The organism is Pseudomonas allokribbensis (assembly GCF_014863605.1).
Taxonomy (GTDB): Bacteria; Pseudomonadota; Gammaproteobacteria; order Pseudomonadales; family Pseudomonadaceae; genus Aquipseudomonas; species Aquipseudomonas allokribbensis.
On sequence record NZ_CP062252.1, the window covers coordinates 2,337,235 to 2,355,889 of the forward strand.

An 18,655-nucleotide genomic window follows, 5' to 3' on the forward strand; every position below is an offset into this window, starting at 1 on the left:
CCATGAACCTGCGCCGCGTTCTCGCCTTGATCCTGCTCGCTGGCGCCAGCCTCGGCGCTGCCGCGTTGCCGCTGACCGCTGAAGAAAGCGCCGGCAAGCGCCTGTACCGCGAAGGCCTGTCGGCCAGCGGCGAGGCGATCATGGCACGGGTCGGTGCGGCGGACGTGTTGCTGCCGGCCACTAGCCTGCCGTGCGCCAACTGCCACGGTGCCGATGGTCTCGGCCGACCCGAAGGCGGCGTGCGTCCACCGGAGCTGAACTGGTCGCGGCTGACCAGCCTCCACGGTCAGCAACAGATCAATGGCCGCAACTACCCGGCCTACACCGACAGCAGTCTGGCGCGGGTGATTCAGGAGGGGCGTGACCCCGGCAACAACCGGCTCGACCCGAGCATGCCGCGCTTTCTGCTGTCGACGAAGGACCAGCGCAACCTCACTGCCTATCTCAAACGCCTGGCCGATGATCGCGATCCGGGGCTCGATGACCAGACTTTGCACCTGGGCACTTTGCTGCCGAGCCAGGGGCCGCTGGCCGAGGAGGGCGCTACGGTGGCGGCGGTGCTCAACGGCAGCGTGGCGCGGATCAATCAGGCCGGGGGCATTCATGGCCGGCAGTTGCGCCTGACCGTGGTCGATCCCGGCCCGGACCGCGCCAGCGCCGAACAGGCTCTGCAACGGTTGATCGATGAGGAAAAGGTCTTTGCGCTGATCGCCCCGCTGGCCCCGGCGCTGGATAGCGAACTGGCGCCGCGTCTGGAGCAGGCCGGTCTGCCCCTGATCGGGCCGCTGTCCTTGATGGGCTCGGTGCAGGCCAGTGCGCAGATTTTCGAACCGCTGCCGGGATTGCGCGAGCAGTTGATCGCCCTGGCCGACTACGCCACCGCCAGCCTGAAAGTGCTGCAAGGGCCGACGCTGATCGCCTATCCCGACGACCCGACCCAGGTGCAGGCCGCCCAGGCGCTGGGGCAATACTTGCAGGATCACGGCTGGAAAAATGTCCGAATGCAGGCCTACGACCCGGCGGCGGATACCTTGCCGCTGGGCTCACGCTCAGTGTTCTACCTGGGCAGCGGCAGCGGTTTCAGTCGGCTGGCGACGGGGTTGCAGCATGCCGGGCAGGTGCCGTACCTGTTCGCGACGTCGGGCCAGGTGGCGGGCGACTTGCTGCAAGTGCCCGAGGGCTTTTCCCGGCGCGTATTCCTGGCCTATCCCTTTGTGCCCAGCGACTGGACTCAGGCCGGGCGCATGGCCCTGACCCTGCTGCGCGAACATCAGGGCCTCGGCGCGCAGCATGCGGTGCTGCAAGTCGGCGCCTATGCCTCGATGCTGTTGTTCAGCGAAGCCATGAAGCAGGCCGGGCGCGACGCCAGCCGCGAAAAGATGGTGGCGGCCCTCGAAGGCCTGCACGACTTCGACACCGGCCTGACCCCGCGCCTCAGCTTCGGCCCCGGCCGGCGATCGGGCTTGAGCGGGGCGCATGTGGTCACCGTGGACTTGCCCGATCAGCGTTTCTATCTGGTCGCGCCCTACAAACCGATTCTCGCGAGCCCCTGAACGGAGGCCTGGATCATGAAGCTCAAAAGCGTGTTGTGGCTGCTGGCATGCTGGTTGCCGATCGCGTTCGCCAATACGGAACCGGTGGCGGCGCGGGTCAATGGCGAGGTGATTTCCGAGTTTCGTCTGGAACGGTTTTTCGCCGAATACCTGGAAGACCGGGGCCGCGCCGTCGCGAGCATCCGCAGTCCAAAGGCCTATAAACAGCTGCGCCAGGCCGCGCTGGACACGCTGATCGACAAGGAACTGTTGTGGCAGGAGGCGCAAAAGCGTGGCCTGAAGGTGGACGATCAAGTGGTGCAGCAACAGGTCGAACAGATTCGCGTCGCCATCGGCGGCAGAGACAACTTCCTGTGGCGCTTGCAGGATGCGGGGTTCGACGAGGCCTCGTTCACCGAGTACACCCGACGTGAACTGGCGGCGCAGCAGATGTTCGCCGCGTTGATCCGCGCCAACACCTTGCAGGCTCGGCATCTGCTGGTTCGGGTGGCGCCGGGTGCCGATGCCGCCACAGACGCGGCGGCGCGTCTACGCTTGATGCAGATGCGCGCCTCCGTGGTCGAGGGGGCAACGTTCGCCAGCGATGCCGTTCGCTCGCCATTCGGCTGGCATTTGATCTATTTGCAGAACCACTTGGAGGCAGCCGATGTCCCACAGATGCAGGGGCTTGCAACAGTCCGGGTACAGCGTGCCCGACAGCAACAGGTCCAGGCTCGTCGCCAGGTGCTCGCGCAATTGCGGGCGCAGAACAGGATCGAACGAATTGACGACGATTGAAGGTTCCCCCCCAATAGTGGGGAATGGCTTCGATGTCCATTCAGGTGCTTCCCCGTTTCTGGGGAACGGGGTACCGGGACGAGCGGGCATTGTCATCAAATTCAAGGACATGAAGACATCAATTTACCGGCACTCGGCCTGGCATGAAGTGTGCGTTACCTCTTGTGAGGCGCACTCCAGCAGGATCGGGCAGTTGATTTGAAAAGGCCGGATCTGTCGCTGCAAGGAGTAGACCTTGGTTAACAAAGTACTGGTTGTCGAAGACGAACAGCTGCTTGCACAGAACCTTCAGGATTATCTGTCGGCGCAAGGGCTGGATGTCCGGATTGCACATGACGGCGCAGACGGAATCGGCCAGGCCGAGACCTTCGCTCCCGACGTGCTGGTGTTCGATTACCGCTTGCCCGATATGGAAGGGTTCGAGGTGCTCGGCGCGGTCCGCCAGAACAGGACGTGTCATTTCGTGCTGATAACGGGTCACCCGACCGCTGAAGTCTGTGAGCGGGCGCGGCAACTGGGGGTCAGTCACATCCTGTTCAAACCGTTTCCACTGGCGGAACTGGCCCGAGCTGTCTGCGACCTTCTGGGGATCCAGCGCGAAGCGAAACCCGGTGCGAGCCCGTCCGAAGGGTTCGTCGAACGACGCCAGAGCAGGACCGAGAGCTTCCCGTTGCAGTTGTACGATGGCAGTTGGGTGCTGGCGGACCGCCGACGAAACCGGTCGGAGGCCATGGCACCGGACGACGATCAAATGCTCACCGGGGAGTAATGGCGCGATAGACGTTCCGGCACTCGCCGAACTCGCCTCCCGCGCCGTCAGGGCCTCAAGCCCCGGGTGTTGGAGAGCAAGCCATGGAACGTCTGTCCGTTGTCGTCGAAGCGTTGCAGCCTGCGTGTGCCCCGACACGCTTCTCCAGTGAACAACTGGCCCAGGCCCGGGCGCGGGCCAACACCTCCGGGGAACGGGTGCTCGACGCACTCAACGTCCTTTGCGAACTGGCGCCGATGCCGTTCATTGCCAGCCTCGGCGCCACCCTGCATTACCCGGTGCTCGACACCGACACCCTGTTTCTGGCGACCCCGGTGTTCGACCGGGTCACCCTCGCGCAATGCCTCAAACGTGAATTCATCCTGCTGCGGCACAACGATGAAGTCATCGGTGTGTTCGCTGACCCCTTCGACACTTCGCGCCTGGCCTGGATCGATGAATGCCTGCACGGCGCGCCGCTGTATCTGGTGCACGCCGACGACCTCAAGGCCTATCTGGCCCGTCACGAAGAAAGCTTCCATGCCGTCGAATCGCTCAACGCCCAGGCCGACGCCGGCAGCGAGGTCGACACCCTGCAAAGCCTGTCGCTGACCAGCATCAGCGAAGACTCGAGCGTGGTGGTGAAACTGGTCAACTCGACCCTCTACGATGCGCTGAAAATGCACGCCAGCGACATCCACCTCGGCACCACCGGCAACGGTCTGGTGATCAAGTACCGGATCGACGGCGTGCTCAACAACATCAGCAAGATCCAGGGCAGCGAGTTCGCCGAACAGGTGATTTCCCGGGTCAAGGTCATGGCCGAACTGGACATCGGCGAAAAACGCGTGCCCCAGGACGGTCGCTTCAAGATCGGCATCAGCGGCCGGCAGATCGACTTCCGGGTGTCGATCATGCCGAGCATCTTCGGCGAAGACGCGGTGTTGCGGGTGCTCGACAAACAGGACCTGGCCGACAAGGTCTGCGGTGTGCAGCTGCAAGCGCTGGGCTTCGAAGACGAAACCCTGCGCCAACTGCGCCGCCTCGCTGCCGAACCCTACGGTATGGTGCTGGTGACCGGCCCCACCGGCAGCGGCAAGACCACCACGCTGTACGCGATGATCACCGAGATCAACCACGGCGTGGACAAGATCATCACCATCGAAGACCCGGTGGAATATCAACTACCGGGCGTGCTGCAAATCCCGGTCAACGAGAAAAAAGGCCTGACCTTCGCCCGTGGCCTGCGCTCGATCCTGCGCCACGACCCGGACAAGATCATGGTCGGCGAGATCCGCGACCCGGACACCGCACAGATCGCCGTGCAATCGGCACTCACCGGGCACCTGGTGTTCACCACCATCCACGCCAACAACGTGTTCGACGTAATCGGTCGTTTCACTCAAATGGAAATCGATCCCTACAGCCTGGTCTCGGCGCTCAACGCGATTCTCGCGCAACGCCTGATCCGTCTGGTGTGCAGCAGTTGCAGCGCACCGGCCACCCCGAGCGATGAAGAACTGCGCGCTTCAGGCCTCGACCCGCACAAGGTCGGCCACTACCACTTCGTCCACGGCAAGGGCTGCGGCCACTGCCGGGGCAGCGGCTATCGCGGACGCACGGCGATTGCCGAACTGCTGCACCTGGACGACGAGCTGCGGCAGATGATCGTCGAGCGCCAACCCATCACTCAGATCAAAGCCCTGGCCTGCGCCCGTGGTTTGCGCCTGTTGCGCGAATCGGCGCTGGAGCTGGTAGAGCATGGTCGGACCACGCTGGAGGAGATCAATCGTGTCACTTTTATCGCGTGATCAATTTGTCGCCGTGCTCGGTGCCAGCGGTGTCGGCCTCGGCCAGCGCCGGGGCAGCGACACCCTGTGGCTGGGCAGCGTCGGCTACATCGACGAAGGCTTCCACAGCTACACCGTGGCGCTGGACACCCTCGACCGTCTGCTCGGCGAACACGCTCGCGCAGGTTCGGAGCTGAACGTGGTGATCTCCGGGCACTTCAGCCGTTTCTGCCTGGTGCCGTGGAGCGAGCAGATCAGCACGCCCGAGGAACTGCGCGGCTTTGCCCAACTGTGTTTCGAAGACCTGTTCGGCGCCCCGACCCAACCCTGGAGCTTGGTGCTGTCGGCCGAGCCCGCCGGGCATGACCGGATCGCCAGCGCCTTGCCGCAGGATCTGCTGGAACGCCTGCGCACCCTGGTCAGCGGTCGCAACCTGCGTCTGCGTTCGGTGCAGCCGTACCTGATGAGCGCCTTCAACCGCTTCGACAAAAGCCTCGACGCTGGCGACTTCCTGTTCGTGGTCGCCGAGCCGCAACGCAGCGTGTTGCTGCTGGCAAGGGAAGGGCGCTGGGCATCGGTGCGCTCGGTGGGCGGCAGCGACAGCGATGCGGCACTCAGTGCCTTGATCGGTCGCGAACGGCAACTGCAAGCCTCCACCAGCGAACGCGCCTTCAACGTTTACCTGCACGCCCCGGCGCGCCTCGATGCGCAACCGGATGTGGCGGGGGTGCACTTGCGCACCCTCGAAGACGACTCGATGACCGTGCGTGACGCCTTGTACGTCATGTCCCGGGCGGTGGCCTGAGATGCGCGCCCTGAACCTCGACTTCCAACCCCGTCCGCGTTCCGGCCCGTTGGGCTGGAGCCTGCTCGGCGGCGGTGTGTTCCTTGCGCTGGTGTGCTTCGGCGTGCAGCAGCACCTCGGCGATCAGGCCGAACAACAGCAAGGTCACTTGCAACACACCCAGCGCCAGCTCACCGGCGACAGCGGCAGCAAGACATCGCTAAGCCCGGCGGAAACCCGCGAGCAGGCGCAGAACCTCGCCGAAATGCGCAAGGTCTCGCAGCAACTGCGCCGCCCCTGGGAACGCCTGTTCGCCATGCTCGAAGCCATGCCGCGCGACGACATCGCCTTGCTGACCCTGACCCCGGATGCGCGCAAGGGGCAGGTACGGATCAGCGCCGAGGCGCGGGATCTGCAAGCGATGCTGGATTTCCACAAGCGGCTGGAGGCCAGTGACGAGCTGTCCGACGTGTCGCTGCTGAGCCATGAAATCGTCGTCAAATCGCCGGAGCAACCGGTGCAGTTCAACCTGTCGGCAACCTGGGAGATGGGCGATGCGAATCCCTAGACTGATCGTCCACGAATACCTGCAAGGCCTCGGCGTTCCGGGCCTGGCCGGGCTGGCGCTGCTGGTCGCGACGTTGATCTGGGCACTCGGAGGCTTGCTGCCGGGCTGGCAATCGCTGCAACAGCTCAGCCAGCAAACCCAGGAGGCCACCGAATACCTGGCCAAGGTCGAGGACGGCAGCATTGCCCCGCCGGTGGTGCCGCAGCGTCAGCTCGATGATTTTCGCAACAAGCTGCCGGCCCAGCCGCAAGCCACCGTCGCCATCGACCGCATCTACGCCTTGGCCGCGCAGGAGCACATCACCCTGGCGCGCGGCGAATACGCCCTCGGCGTCGATCCCAAGACCCATCTGGCGCGCTACCAGATCCTGTTGCCGGTGCGCGGCAGCTACCCGCAACTGCGCCGCTTCCTGCATGCCTTGCTTGGCCAGTTGCCGGCAGTGGTGGTGGAAGACGTCGAGTTTCAACGCAAGAAGATCGCCGACACCGACCTCTCCGGGCGGATCCGTATGACCCTTTACCTGTCGAGGTCGTGATGAACACCAAGCGCGTAACAGGGTGGGTGGCGTTCTTCGGCGTGGCGGCGGCGCTGGCCTGGTTGCCCGAATATTTTTCGCCGAGCGACGACGCGGACGCCACTGACGTCGCCGTCTCGACCCCGGCCAAATCCACCGCCCGTGGCGCCTTGCCGGCCAGCAGCGCCAAGGCTGGCGCAGCCCCGATCAAGGACTTGAGCCCGGCCGGCGACCTGTTCGCCGCCAAATCCTGGAAGGCCGCGCCGACTCTGGCCACCGTCACCGAACAACCCGTCAACCTGACCCCGGTGGTGCAAGCCCCGAGCCTGCCACCGGTGCCATTCCAGTTCGTCGGCCGCCTGCATGACCGCAGCGACCTGCAGGTGTTTTTGCAGGACGGCGAAAAAATCTACGTCGTGCGCAACGGGGATGTGATCGACGACACCTGGAAGATCACCGGCATTTCCGATCTGGAATTGAGCCTGGTCTACCTGCCTCTGCATTTGTCGCAGACCTTGTCTGTGGGGAGTACGCAATGAACAGATCCCGTTTGCTGATGAGCCTTGGCCTGTGCGCCGGGCTGGCTGCGTGCAGCACCGCGCAGGTTGCCAATAAGGAAGCCGCTGACCTGATCGAGCAGGGCCAGTACGAGGCGGGCCTGGCCCGGATCCAGGAAGGCTTGCGGGAAAACCCTCGCGACACCGAACTGCACCTGCTGCTCAACAGCGGCCGGGCCAAGGCGATCACCGCGCTGCTGACTTCGGGCGACACCGATCGTGCTCGCCGCGACTTCGCCAACGCACGCCTGGCCTACAGCCGGGTGCTGACCATCGAACCGAACAACCGCCGCGCTCAGGATGCTCTGCGCCAACTCGACTACCTGCGCAGCATGGACGAGAAGCTTGAGCTGGCCCGTGGCGACCTGCGTCGGGGCGATATTTACGGCGCCGACCGGCAGGTCAAACAGATCCTCGAACTCGACCCGAAAAACGACGGAGCGCTGGAGCTGCAAGGCAACATCCGTCTGGTGCAGAGCCGTAACGTCATCCAGTACCCGCAACTGCGCACCCGGCTCGACCGCCCGGTGACCCTGGAATTTCGCGACGCCAATCTCAAGACCATTTTCGAAGTGCTGTCCCAGGTCGCCGGGCTGAATTTCATCTTCGACAAGGACCTGCGCCCGGACATGAAAGCCACGATCTTCGTACGTGACGTGCGTATCGAAGACGCGGTGGCCTTGCTGCTGCAACAGAACCAGCTGCACCAGAAAGTGGTGAATGAAAACACCTTGCTGATCTACCCGGACTCGCCGCAGAAGCTCAAGGACTATCAAGAGCTGGTGATGCGCACCTTCTACCTGACCAGCATCGACGCCAATACCGCGCTGAACATGATCAAGACCATGCTCAAGACCCGCGATGTGTTCGTCGACGAACGCCTGAATACCCTGACCATGCGCGACACCGAAGACGCGATCCGCATGGCCGAGAAACTCCTGCAATCGCAAGACCAGTCCAACCCCGAAGTGGTGCTGGAAGTGGAAGTGATGGAGGTCGCCACCCAGCGCATTCTCGATCTGGGCCTGCAATGGCCGAGCACCTTCGGCGTGCTCAACAGTGACGGTTCGCCCGTCACGCTGCTGGGCCAGCTCAAGGGCATCAACTCCGACCGCATCTCGATCGGGCCATCGCCGCAGGCCAAGATCAACGCACAGGACAACGACATCAACACCCTCGCCAGCCCGGTGATCCGCGTCAGCAACCGTGAGCAGGCGCGTATTCACATCGGTCAGCGCGTGCCGATCATCAGCGCTACGTCGGTGCCGTCCACGCAAGGGCCGGTGATCACCGAAAGCGTCACTTATCTGGATGTCGGTCTGAAGCTCGAAGTGACCCCGACCGTGCACCTGAACAACGAAGTGGCGATCAAGATCGCCCTGGAAGTGAGTAACGCCACACCGCTGGAACCGACCCGTCAGGGCACGATCCCGGTGCAGGTCGATACCCGCAACGCCCAGACCTCGCTGCGCCTGCACGACGGCGAAACCCAGATCCTTGCCGGCCTGGTGCGCAACGACCATGGTGCCACCGGCAACAAGATTCCGGGGCTCGGCGACATTCCGGGGCTGGGCCGGTTGTTCGGCAGCAACAAGGACACCATCGGCAAATCGGAACTGGTGCTGTCGATCACTCCAAGGATCGTGCGCAACCTGCCGTATCAGAGCCCGTCGGACATGGAGTTCCCGACCGGCACCGAAACCAGCATGCACATCCAGGCACCGGATCGCTCGCAGAATTTCGTGATGCCGACGCCTGCCGCGCAGCCTCGGGCCATCGGTGATGCCGCCGTGGCAACCACCCGTGTCACCGTCGAGAAGCCTTGATCATGAACGCCTCCCAGCGCGGTTTTACCTTGATCGAAGTTGTGGTGACGCTGGCCCTGATCGGCCTGCTGGCCGGCATGGCTGCGCCGCTGACCGAGACCCTGGTACGGCGTGGCAAGGAGCAGGAACTGCGCACCGCGCTGTATCAGATTCGCGATGGCATTGACGCCTACAAGCGTGCCTTCGATGCCGGCTACATCGAGAAATCGCTGAACAGCAGCGGTTACCCGCCGAACCTCAAGGTGCTGGTCGAAGGCGTGCGCGACGTGCGCAGCGCCAAGGGTGCCAAGTTCTACTTTCTGCGCCGGATACCCCGCGATCCGCTGGTGCCGGCCAAGCGTGACGACAACGGCGGTTGGGGCCTGCGGGCCTACGACAGTTCGGCCCAGAGCCCGCGCGATGGCGAAGACGTGTTCGACGTCTACTCCCACGCCAAGGGCCGTGGCCTCAACGGCATCGCTTACCGCGAGTGGTGACTTTCATGCGCCGGGAAAAGGGTTTTACCTTGCTCGAACTGATGGTGGTGATGGCGATCATCGCGACCCTGATGACCATCGCATTGCCGCGCTATTTCAACAGTCTCGAAGCCTCGAAAGAGACCACGTTGCACCAGAGCCTGTCGGCCATGCGCGAGGCGCTGGATCACTACTACGGCGACACCGGGCGTTATCCCGATTCCATCGAGCAACTGGTCGAACAGCGTTACCTGCGCAACGCGCCACTGGACCCGATCACCGAGCGCAATGACCAGTGGGTGCTGGTCGCGCCGCCGGAAGGTGTGGCGGGTGGCGTGGCCGATATCAAGAGCGGTGCTACCGGGAGGGCGCGTGATGGCAGCCAGTATTCCGAGTGGTAAGCGCGCGGAACAGGGCGGGTTCACCTACCTGGGCGTGCTGTTCCTGATCGTGATCATGGGCATGGGCCTGGCCAGTGCCGGCGAGTTGTGGTCGACGGTTTCGCGGCGCGATCGCGAGAAGCAACTGCTGTGGGTCGGCACTCAATACGCCCAGGCGCTGCGCAGCTATTACCGCAGTTCGCCGGGGTTGGCGCAGTACCCGAAAGACCTGGCTGACCTGCTGCAGGACGAACGTTTTCCTGAGCCACGCCATCACCTGCGCCAGCTCTACCCGGACCCGATTGGCGGCGGTGAATGGGCGCTGCAACGGGGCTTTGACGGGCGTATCACTGGCCTCAACAGTCCGTCCACCGAAGTGCCATTGAAGCAGGCGGACTTCCCGTCGCAATGGTCGGATTTCGAGGGCATGCAGCGTTATTCGGACTGGCAGTTCGTGGCTGAAAAAGCCTTCCTCGATGGCACCGGCCCTGGCAACGGGTCCCCGGTCAAAGGCCAGTCGGCCCTGCCGCAGGCATTGCAGCCATGAGCCGTCCGTGGTGGTGCGCGTTGATCCTCGCTGCTGTGGCGTGCTGCGCCAGCGCCGCCGAGGAAGACGAAATGATGGGCTTCATCGTCGACGACACGATCTCGCACATCGGCCACGACTTTTACTACTCGTTCAGCGAACGCCTGCGCGACACCAGCCCGATGGATTTCAACCTGGTGGTGCGCGAGCGCCCCGACGCGCGCTGGGGGAGCCTTGTGACCGTGGAATATCAGCAACGCCTGGTGTATCGGCGCTTCCTGCCGCCGAACACCGTAGAACTGAAGGACGAGGCCTACGAGGCCGCCGACTCGGTTCGACTGGAGGTCGTCCGGCGCAAGCTGGAAGCCTTGTTGCAGGACACCACCGACCTTGAGAAGGACGAACTATGAACACGACAACGTTCTCACGGCGCCGCGGATTCTGGATCTCGGGGTTGTTGATCGGGCTTGCCAGCGCCGCCGCCGTCCAGGCCACCGAGCTGGTCTACACACCGGTCAACCCGTCGTTCGGCGGCAACCCGCTCAACGGCACCTGGCTGCTCAACAACGCCCAGGCGCAAAACGATTACGACGATCCGGACCTCAAGAAACGTACGACGGTGGCCGGCACTTCGGCGCTCGAACGTTTCACCAGTCAATTGCAGTCACGGTTGCTGGGGCAACTGCTGGACAACATCTCCACCGGCAACACGGGGAGCCTGTCCACCGACGCTTTTATCGTCAACGTCGTCGATGACTCGGGGGCACTCACGATTGAAGTGACTGACCGAGCGAGCGGCGAGGTTTCTGAAATTCAGGTGAACGGCCTCAACCCATGACGGGATGACGGTTCCGGGGAGTGATGGACATGAAAAAAATAATAGCGCTAGGGCTGATGTTGGCGGCATTACAAGGGTGTGGTCTGCGTGAGCCGATGTCGGCCGAGCAGGACACCGACACTCCGACCCTGACCCCCAGGGCCTCGACCTACTACGACTTGCTGAAAATGCCTCGGCCCAAGGGCCGCTTGATGGCGGTGGTGTACGGCTTCCGTGACCAGACCGGACAGTACAAGCCGACCCCGGCCAGTTCGTTTTCCACCAGCGTCACCCAGGGCGCGGCGTCGATGTTGATGGACGCCTTGCAGGCCAGTGGCTGGTTTGTGGTGCTTGAGCGTGAAGGGCTGCAGAACCTGCTGACCGAACGCAAGATCATTCGTGCGTCGCAGAAAAAGCCGCATACGCCGGTGAACATCCAGGCTGAACTGCCGCCGTTGCAGGCGGCGAACATGATGCTTGAGGGCGGGATCATCGCTTACGACACCAATGTGCGCAGCGGCGGGGAAGGGGCGCGGTATCTGGGGATCGATCTGTCCCGTGAGTACCGGGTTGATCAGGTGACTGTGAATTTGCGCGCGGTGGATGTGCGCAGCGGGCAGGTGTTGGCGAATGTGATGACCAGCAAGACGATTTATTCGGTGGCGCGCAGTGCCGGGGTGTTCAAGTTTATCGAGTTCAAGAAATTGCTTGAGGCTGAGGCGGGGTATACGACGAATGAGCCGGCTCAGTTGTGTGTGTTGTCGGCGATCGAGGCGGCGGTGGGGCATTTGCTGGCGCAGGGGATTGAGCGGCGGTTGTGGCAGGTCGCGGGGGATAATTCTTCGCCTGCGGGGGATGAGACTTTGAATCGGTATTTGACTCAGAACAAGGTGGATCCGGAGGCTGAGTGAACTTGGCGGCCTTTGGGCCGACCAGGTTCCTTTGGGTGTTTTGAGTACATATCCGTTGCTGCGGTAACGGCTTCTTATGGTTTCGCCCTTACGGCGACTCCCTTTGGCAAACGCCCCAAAGGAAGCAAAGGTCTGGGCCCCGGCGTTCAGCCCCTCGCTGGGGCTCGGGGTTCCTTCGTTCCGGGATTCATCCGGGGGCATCGCCTCCGGTTTGCTTCGCTGCACCTCCTCTCGATGTGTTCGACTTCGTCGAACGGTCGCTGCGCTCCCACCCCCGGATGAATCCCTCCACTCAGCCTGCCGAAGGGGCCGGCACGTCAAAAGCGGTACTCGAGCTAACGCTCATTGTGTTGAGTGGTGAGAGGCGAAAAGCAGAAAGCAGAAAGCAGAAAGCGGACTGCTTTTGCTTTGATCGTTCCCGCGCTCCGCGTGGGAATGCAGCCCGGGACGCTCCGCGTTCCATTCTCGAATGTTTAAAAGATGTGTCTGTTTTAACGATCCTTCCCACAAGGTTTTCAGGTTGTCCGTCGGAAGCGCGGGCTCTAGCCTGTTTTGGTCGCTGCCAATTCAGCGATCGGGTCTGGAAACCCGGATGTGCGAGAAAGCGAAATCGCTTTTCATAACGTATGCTTGCGCACCTTCATTGTGTGCACGCTGTTATGGCGGCTGTGCGCGGGAGACATTTATGTCTGCCGGGTCGCGTTCTCCCCGGATTTCCAGCCCGCGTACTGCTGCCACCCATTCTTCCTGGAAGTCGATTGGGCCGGCTGCAACCATCAATGAGGACGAAATGACCATGAAGAAACCAACACCCAACCCACCCGAAAACCAGGCCAGTCTCGAAACCGACCCAACCTCCCCATACACCTCCATCAACTCGAAAAAACTCCACGAAGCCGCCGAGCGCGCCCTCGACCATTACCTCTGCCCCGGCGCCCACATCATGGGCAGCGTCAACGAACCCGCCCCGATGTACCTCGCCAACCCGGCCTACAACACCGAATCCCTGCTCGCCAACGCCTGCGAATCCCTGGGCTCCGCCAGCGAAATGCTCAACAACTTCGCCGCCACCCTCGACCCCGCCCACCGCAAGACCGCGCTGGGTATCGCGCAGATCCTCATGTTGAGTGAGCTGGCCGTAAATCAGGCCTTGGATCACGTCGAGCTGAACGATGAATAGCTCGGTACAGAAACCAAGTCCCTTCGAATCGGAACATAGTCGACTTACCTTGGAGGCAATGGACGATGTGGATGCTGATCGGGTGATTGACCATCAAACAGTGCTGGATTGGGCCGGTTCTTTGATCTGTCCGGATAAACCAATAGATAGTCTCCAATAGCTTGAGAACCATCAGAAACAAAAAAAGAACGCGATCCAAAAAAGAGGTCGCGTTCTTCACTTTCAATCAGGAGCCAACATGGATGACCTGTTCTCCCCAATCGTTTCAGACTTCGAAAGCGAAGAGCAGGCCGCCAGATATGACCGTTGGTTGCGTGCCAAAGTACAGGTTTCAATCGATGACCCACGACCCAGCATTCCGAATGCGCAGGTGATGGCTGAAATGTCGGCCCTGATGGAGGACAAACGAAGAAAGCATGAGGCGGGGTGAGTGCTTTGCGTTGGCAATGTGAAAAGTAGAAAAGCGCAATGCCGATTTTGGCTACTCTACTGCTTCCTGACGACTAACTATTTTTGAGGAGCGCATGGACCTTTCACCACCACTGGAAATCGACAGCGCTACCTATGCAGAATTCTTGGGCCTGTGGGAAATGGGTTCCTTTGATAATCAGCGATTGGGACAAGCCTTCTACAACCATTTCCGCCTCCATCGGTTAACCGATCAGGCTTTGTTGCATGGGCTTTACGAGGCAGACGGCAAGAAGGCTCGAGCCGCTATAAGTCGCATATTTAATCTCAATTAGCATCAGCCTTTTTGCGCATTGATTCCATTAAGGCATGTATCTCGGCCATCACCTGGTCATGCGGGATGTTCGGACGCGGATCATCGAGAGAGGCCTGCACTTCCGACGGCCAACCGCCAGAATTCGTCAGAAAAGTCCCCGATTTTCTGAAAACGGTCCGTTTTCCGTAGTACGCCACTCAAGCTTCAGCGCGAAAAAAACCGCGACCCTAAAAGATCGCGGTTTTCCAACACCCAACCCTTACTGCTGCAAAACCGTCGCCTGGTTAGCCGACCCGAACTGTTGAATATTCGCGGTCTGTGTCATCCCGCTCTGATCCACATTGGCAATGTTCCCGGTTCCGCCCTGGGTCACGTACGCCACGTTCATGGTGTCAGCCTGTTTCACGGTGATCATGTTGTCGCTGCCATAAAGCTGCGCGGTGTACGCCTGGTTGCCCGTGCCGGACTGATCGAATTCGGTGCTGTTGCCCGTGCCGTTCGAGCTGCCTTGGGCCAGGTTGGTAGTGCCGCGTTGATCGGAGATCAGGATGTTGTCGCTGCCGTTCTGATCGAAGTACAGCTCGTTGTAGGAATCAGCCTGGCTGACTGTGGTTTTGTTGCCGGTGCCAGTCTGGTGGGTCGTCATGGTGTGGCCGACGCCGTCCTGGGTGAAGCTGGCGATGTTGCCGTTACCCGCCTGATTGATCGTTGCACGCTGGTTGCTGCCGAACTGGCCGCCGTGTTGCGGGCCTTTCCAGTTGCTGGCGTAGACCTTGTTGTCGTTGCCCACGGAGGTGGCGTTGAGCGTGTGACCGTCGCCACTCTGGTAGGTGTAGTGCACGTTGCCGTTGCCGACTTGATAGAGGGCCAGCGTCGAGTTGACCGACTCGAACTGGTCGGCGTAGATGGCGTTGGTGTTGCCGACCTGGGTGACGGCGGCGGTGTTGTTTTCGCCGAAGCTCTGGTCGACCACGGTTTCGTTGCTGTCGCCGTATTGGTTGACGGTGGCCTGGCTGGCCAGTTGGGTGTCTTGCCAGATTTCGCTGCCGTTGAGGTTGCCGAACTGGTTGATGGTGATGTTGCCGCCGGTGCCGTTGCGCTGGTCGGCGTAGCCGTAGTTGTTTTCGCCGGCCTGGTTGATGCCGATCTGCCCGCCGTTGTGGGTGACCTGTTCGGCGGTGCCGTAGTTGGCGGTGCCGTATTGGGTGATCACCGAACTGTTGCCGCTGCCTTCGTACAGTTGCTCGATGTTGGCTTCGTTGCTGTCGCCGAACTGGAAGGTCTTGCCTTCGCTGCCATTCTGCGAGTCCTGGTAGACGAACGAGAAATTGCCGGTGCCTTGCTGCTGTTGCAGGGCGGTGTTGGGTGAGCCGAAGCCCAGCGACTGGCTGGCGTGGGTGGTGTTGAAGGCGCCGACCTGTTGTTGGGTGATGGTGCCATTGTCTTCGTAAAGTTGTTCGGCATAGGCGGCGTTGTAGTCGCCGACCGCGTCCTGGGTGATGACGCTGCTGGCGGTGTCTTGCACGGCGGCGGCGTCGTTGCCCTGGCCGAGTTGGGTCTGGGTGGCGCTGCTGAACGGGGCCTGGGTCTGCTTCACATTGGCGATGTTGGCAGTACCGACCTGGCTCTGGGTGGACAGGCTGTCGTCGGCCATGGCCTGGGCACTGATCATGACCAGGATGGCGGCGGTGAGGGGCGTCAGTTTGAACATGATGAACTCTCCGATGATTGCAGTGCTTAGCGATATTGCTTGACCGAAACGCTCATGCCGTTGCCCGACTGGGTCACGGCGCTTTGCAGCCCCGTGCCGGCCTGCTCGATGCTGGCGTCGTTGTTGTTGCCGTTTTGCGAAATCTGCGCGCGGTTGTGGCTGCCGTTTTGTGTGATGGACGCGGCGTTGCCGGAACCGTTTTGCGTGATCAACGCCATCAGGTCGCTGCCTTGCTGAAGGATGTACGCCTCTTGATTGCTGCCCGACTGCACGATCTTTCCAAGCAGCGACTGACCGTTCTGCGAGAGCAGGGCGAGGTTGGCCTGGCCGTTCTGGTCGATCAGGGCTTGCTGGCCCACCGGGGGCGGCAGTTCACCGAGGTCGGCGGAGGGCGCCAGGTCGTCGTTTTCCATCAGGTCGTCGGCACGCACGCCCGCACTGCCGCACAGGGCGAGCAGGCAAAGCAGGGCGGCGGTCGGCGTGTTCATGGCGTTGTCCTGTGGTGTGTCGTGTTGCGCAAACCTGAAATCGTGGCTGAGACCGGCCCCACCCACTCCGCGCCAGGCGGTGTGGGGCGGGTGGGGCGTGGGCTCAGAGGGTGGTCACCGAGATGGTGCGTACGGTGCCCTGGGACGAACGGATGGTGGCGGTCGGGTTGGCCGATGGCACCACCGTCGTGTTGTTCAACGTCAGCCGCCAGCGTCCGGTGACCGGTACCGTCGTCGTGCCCAGGGTGACCAGCCCGGTCGGGGTGGTGACCTGCACGGTGATGGTGTTGCCGGTGGTCACCGATGAGGTGCCGGCGAAGTCCCAGTTGAAGCGGTTGCCGGAACGGGCCTGCACGGTCGAGGTGGTGATCGTGAAGGTTTCCGCTGCTGGCCGTGGCGACACTTGCACAGTGACCGTGGCCGGCGTCGACTGGGCGCCGAAGCTGTCCCGGGCGATGTAGGTGAAGGTCGTGGTGAAAGCGGTGGTCACGGTGGCCGGTGGGGTGTAGGTGATCACCGTGCCGTCAGTGCTGACGGTGCCGCGTCCTGCCGGCGGTTGGGTCAGGCTGGCGACGCCCAGCGGCGTGTTGCCTTCCGGATCGGTGTCGTTGGCCAGGACGTTGATCGGGATCGCCACGCCCAGCGTTGCGACGCTGTCGGCGACGGCGGTCGGTGGCCGGTTCGGCGCGACGCTGATGGTCACCGTGGCCGGGTTCACCGAGGCCAGGCCTTTGCTGTCCTGGGCCTTGTAGGTGAAGGTCGTGGTCAGCGGTGCGTTGACCACGGCTGGCGGGGTGTAGACCACCGAGGTGGTGCCGTTCAGGGCAACGGTGCCCTGGCCGGCCGCCGGTTGGGTCAGTGCGGTGATGGTCAGCGGTACGTTGCCGTCCGGGTCGTTGTCGTTGGTCAGCACGTTGAGGGTGATCGGCACGCCGAAGCTGGTGCTGCCGGTGTCGGCGACGGACAGCGGCGCCTGGTTTTCACCGGTGTCCGGCGCGTTGCCGACGACTACGACCGGTTCTGTGTCGCTGCCGCCAGCGGCGGATTTGACCGTGACGGTGGCCGGCGGCTGGGTCAGGTCGGCGACGGTGATTTTTTGCAGGGTGCCGGTTTTCGACAGGCGTCCGTAACCTTGGGCAACCATATCCGGCACGGCGACTTCATCGGTCGATGTGGCTTCGATCAGCAGGCTGTGGTTGGCCCAGCTGTAGCGGGCAGTCTGGATTTTCACCACGTCGGTGAGCTTGGCCGATACCGAAGTCGGGCGCGTTGTCCCGGCCGGGTTGGTTGCAGTCACGACGATCACCGATGGCAGGGTCCCGTTGCCCAGACGCTGGCCGAAGAACAGACCGTTGTTGTCACCCAACAGACTGGTCTGGCACGGCGTTTTCGGTGGACCGGGCAGCAGCGCCAGGGTTTCGCGGAAACACAGGGTCGAGCTGCTGTCTGCCTTGGCGAACACTTCGGTACGCACGCCGGCCGACGTCCGGCGATAGGTGGCGCGATCGAGGGCGACGTGGGTCTGTTGACGGTTGTCGAGGACCTTGCCGGCGACGGTGAACAGGGTGGTCTGAATCGAGCCGGCGCCCGAGGGACCGTCGATCCGCACGAAGTTGGTGTTGAACGGGCTGCCGGTCACTGCTTCAGTGAGGTTCGGGTCACCGACGAAGGTTTCGATGCTGCCGGTGTCCGGATTCACTTCGGTGTACGGGCCGTTGATGCTGCGCAGGAACGGTCCGATGGCGCCGTTGAGCGCACCGCTGAAGTTGCCCGGAGCGCCGATGCCGACGTCCTTGGTGATGTTGATTGCCCGCCGACCTGGCGTGGTGACGGTGACCGTTTCCACGCCATACGGGTGGGTGATGGTGTAAGTGCCGGCAACAGGCACGTTCACCCGGATGCGGATCCGCGCGAAGCTTTGCTGATCACCGTCCACCGGGTTTCCCGAGGCGAACGCTGCTTCGATCCCGGCGACATAGGCGTCCATACCAAAACCGGCGCCATTGTTGGGGATATTGGTTTCCGCCAGGAACCAGAACGCTTCCGGCGGCCAGTTGTCGGGGAAGACCATCGGCAGCGTGTCGTCGAAAATCCCCGGTTCCGGCAGCAGGGTGCACATGTACGCCGGCGGGGTGGCGGCCGGCACTCGCGAACTGGCGGCGCGCGACTGGCAGAGCTCCATCGACAGCAGGTTGTTGTCCTGGTACCACATCGGGAATTTCCCGGTGGCGAAGGTGTAGGGGCCGGGATCGACGGCGGCCAGTTGCGCGAACGCACTGCCGGTCAGCGAGATTGTCAGCCCGAGCGCGTTGAGCGCGAAGCGTGGCCACTTGTTCATGATGCCTC

Annotated in this window: 21 protein-coding genes and 1 pseudogene; 18 read left to right on the forward strand and 4 right to left on the reverse strand. The window is 62.5% G+C overall.

Annotated features, from left to right (window positions below):
• Positions 1-2 precede the first annotated feature (2 nt).
• The 18 genes from IF199_RS10765 to IF199_RS30350 all read left to right on the forward strand — a co-directional run bounded on the left by IF199_RS10765 (position 3) and on the right by IF199_RS30350 (position 14,129).
• Positions 3-1,553 (forward strand): ABC transporter substrate-binding protein, encoded by a 1,551-nt coding sequence (locus IF199_RS10765; RefSeq protein WP_192560341.1) that lies wholly within the window; start codon positions 3-5, stop codon positions 1,551-1,553.
• Between the two features lie 15 nt (positions 1,554-1,568).
• A complete protein-coding gene (locus IF199_RS10770) occupies positions 1,569-2,330 on the forward strand; it encodes a SurA N-terminal domain-containing protein (protein ID WP_192560342.1) in 762 nt (253 codons plus the stop codon).
• A 235-nt stretch (positions 2,331-2,565) separates the two neighbouring features.
• Positions 2,566-3,099 carry a response regulator gene (locus IF199_RS10775; protein ID WP_192560343.1) on the forward strand — a complete coding sequence of 178 codons (534 nt, stop codon included), beginning with the start codon at positions 2,566-2,568 and terminating at the stop codon, positions 3,097-3,099.
• An 83-nt stretch (positions 3,100-3,182) separates the two neighbouring features.
• Positions 3,183-4,889: a GspE/PulE family protein gene (locus IF199_RS10780; protein WP_192560344.1), complete on the forward strand. Its 1,707-nt coding sequence runs from the start codon at positions 3,183-3,185 to the stop codon at positions 4,887-4,889.
• Positions 4,870-5,673, forward strand: coding sequence for a hypothetical protein (locus IF199_RS10785; RefSeq protein ID WP_192560345.1), 804 nt, complete (start codon positions 4,870-4,872; stop codon positions 5,671-5,673). The genes IF199_RS10780 and IF199_RS10785 overlap by 20 nt, the downstream gene beginning before the upstream one ends.
• A 1-nt stretch (position 5,674) precedes the next feature.
• On the forward strand, positions 5,675-6,220 hold the full coding sequence (locus IF199_RS10790) for a PilN domain-containing protein (protein ID WP_192560346.1): 546 nt from the start codon (positions 5,675-5,677) through the stop codon (positions 6,218-6,220).
• Entirely contained in the window at positions 6,207-6,755 is a 549-nt protein-coding gene (locus IF199_RS10795) for a GspMb/PilO family protein (RefSeq protein WP_192560347.1), read from the forward strand. Before IF199_RS10790 ends, IF199_RS10795 begins: the two co-directional genes overlap by 14 nt.
• Complete coding sequence (locus tag IF199_RS10800) at positions 6,755-7,273, forward strand: hypothetical protein (RefSeq protein WP_192560348.1); 519 nt, start codon at positions 6,755-6,757, stop codon at positions 7,271-7,273. The genes IF199_RS10795 and IF199_RS10800 overlap by 1 nt, the downstream gene beginning before the upstream one ends.
• Positions 7,270-9,117, forward strand: a complete 1,848-nt coding sequence (locus tag IF199_RS10805; RefSeq protein WP_192560349.1) for a secretin N-terminal domain-containing protein — start codon at positions 7,270-7,272, stop codon at positions 9,115-9,117. Before IF199_RS10800 ends, IF199_RS10805 begins: the two co-directional genes overlap by 4 nt.
• Positions 9,118-9,119: 2 nt before the next feature.
• The gene (locus tag IF199_RS10810) at positions 9,120-9,593 is read left to right on the forward strand and encodes a type II secretion system protein (protein ID WP_192560350.1); all 474 of its coding nucleotides are present in this window, start codon (positions 9,120-9,122) and stop codon (positions 9,591-9,593) included.
• Between the two features lie 5 nt (positions 9,594-9,598).
• Positions 9,599-9,973: a type II secretion system protein gene (locus IF199_RS10815; protein WP_096821322.1), complete on the forward strand. Its 375-nt coding sequence runs from the start codon at positions 9,599-9,601 to the stop codon at positions 9,971-9,973.
• Entirely contained in the window at positions 9,948-10,499 is a 552-nt protein-coding gene (locus tag IF199_RS10820; protein WP_192560351.1) for a type II secretion system protein, read from the forward strand. The genes IF199_RS10815 and IF199_RS10820 overlap by 26 nt, the downstream gene beginning before the upstream one ends.
• A complete protein-coding gene (csgE, locus tag IF199_RS10825; RefSeq protein ID WP_096821324.1) occupies positions 10,496-10,888 on the forward strand; it encodes a curli production assembly/transport protein CsgE in 393 nt (130 codons plus the stop codon). Before IF199_RS10820 ends, csgE begins: the two co-directional genes overlap by 4 nt.
• Positions 10,885-11,316 carry a curli assembly protein CsgF gene (locus IF199_RS10830; RefSeq protein WP_102622383.1) on the forward strand — a complete coding sequence of 144 codons (432 nt, stop codon included), beginning with the start codon at positions 10,885-10,887 and terminating at the stop codon, positions 11,314-11,316. Before csgE ends, IF199_RS10830 begins: the two co-directional genes overlap by 4 nt.
• A 29-nt stretch (positions 11,317-11,345) precedes the next feature.
• Entirely contained in the window at positions 11,346-12,206 is an 861-nt protein-coding gene (locus tag IF199_RS10835) for a CsgG/HfaB family protein (RefSeq protein WP_192560352.1), read from the forward strand.
• Positions 12,207-13,002: 796 nt separating this feature from the next.
• Entirely contained in the window at positions 13,003-13,386 is a 384-nt protein-coding gene (locus IF199_RS10840) for a DUF6124 family protein (RefSeq protein ID WP_192560353.1), read from the forward strand.
• 238 nt (positions 13,387-13,624) lie between these two features.
• Positions 13,625-13,816, forward strand: a complete 192-nt coding sequence (relB, locus tag IF199_RS10845; RefSeq protein WP_192560354.1) for a type II toxin-antitoxin system RelB family antitoxin — start codon at positions 13,625-13,627, stop codon at positions 13,814-13,816.
• Between the two features lie 94 nt (positions 13,817-13,910).
• Positions 13,911-14,129, forward strand: a complete 219-nt coding sequence (locus tag IF199_RS30350) for a hypothetical protein (RefSeq protein ID WP_096821328.1) — start codon at positions 13,911-13,913, stop codon at positions 14,127-14,129.
• Here IF199_RS30350 and IF199_RS30355 read toward each other — a convergent pair.
• The 4 genes and pseudogenes from IF199_RS30355 to IF199_RS10860 all read right to left on the reverse strand — a co-directional run.
• Positions 14,122-14,235 (reverse strand): annotated as a pseudogene (locus tag IF199_RS30355) (antitoxin PaaA2 family protein); the annotation flags it as partial. The gene IF199_RS30350 and the pseudogene IF199_RS30355 sit on opposite strands and share 8 nt — an antisense overlap.
• A 134-nt stretch (positions 14,236-14,369) precedes the next feature.
• Entirely contained in the window at positions 14,370-15,821 is a 1,452-nt protein-coding gene (locus IF199_RS10850) for a curlin (RefSeq protein ID WP_192560355.1), read from the reverse strand.
• Between the two features lie 26 nt (positions 15,822-15,847).
• Positions 15,848-16,309 carry a curlin gene (locus IF199_RS10855; RefSeq protein ID WP_096821330.1) on the reverse strand — a complete coding sequence of 154 codons (462 nt, stop codon included), beginning with the start codon at positions 16,307-16,309 and terminating at the stop codon, positions 15,848-15,850.
• 103 nt (positions 16,310-16,412) lie between these two features.
• Positions 16,413-18,647, reverse strand: a complete 2,235-nt coding sequence (locus IF199_RS10860; protein WP_096821331.1) for an Ig-like domain-containing protein — start codon at positions 18,645-18,647, stop codon at positions 16,413-16,415.
• Between the last annotated feature and the right edge of the window lie 8 nt (positions 18,648-18,655).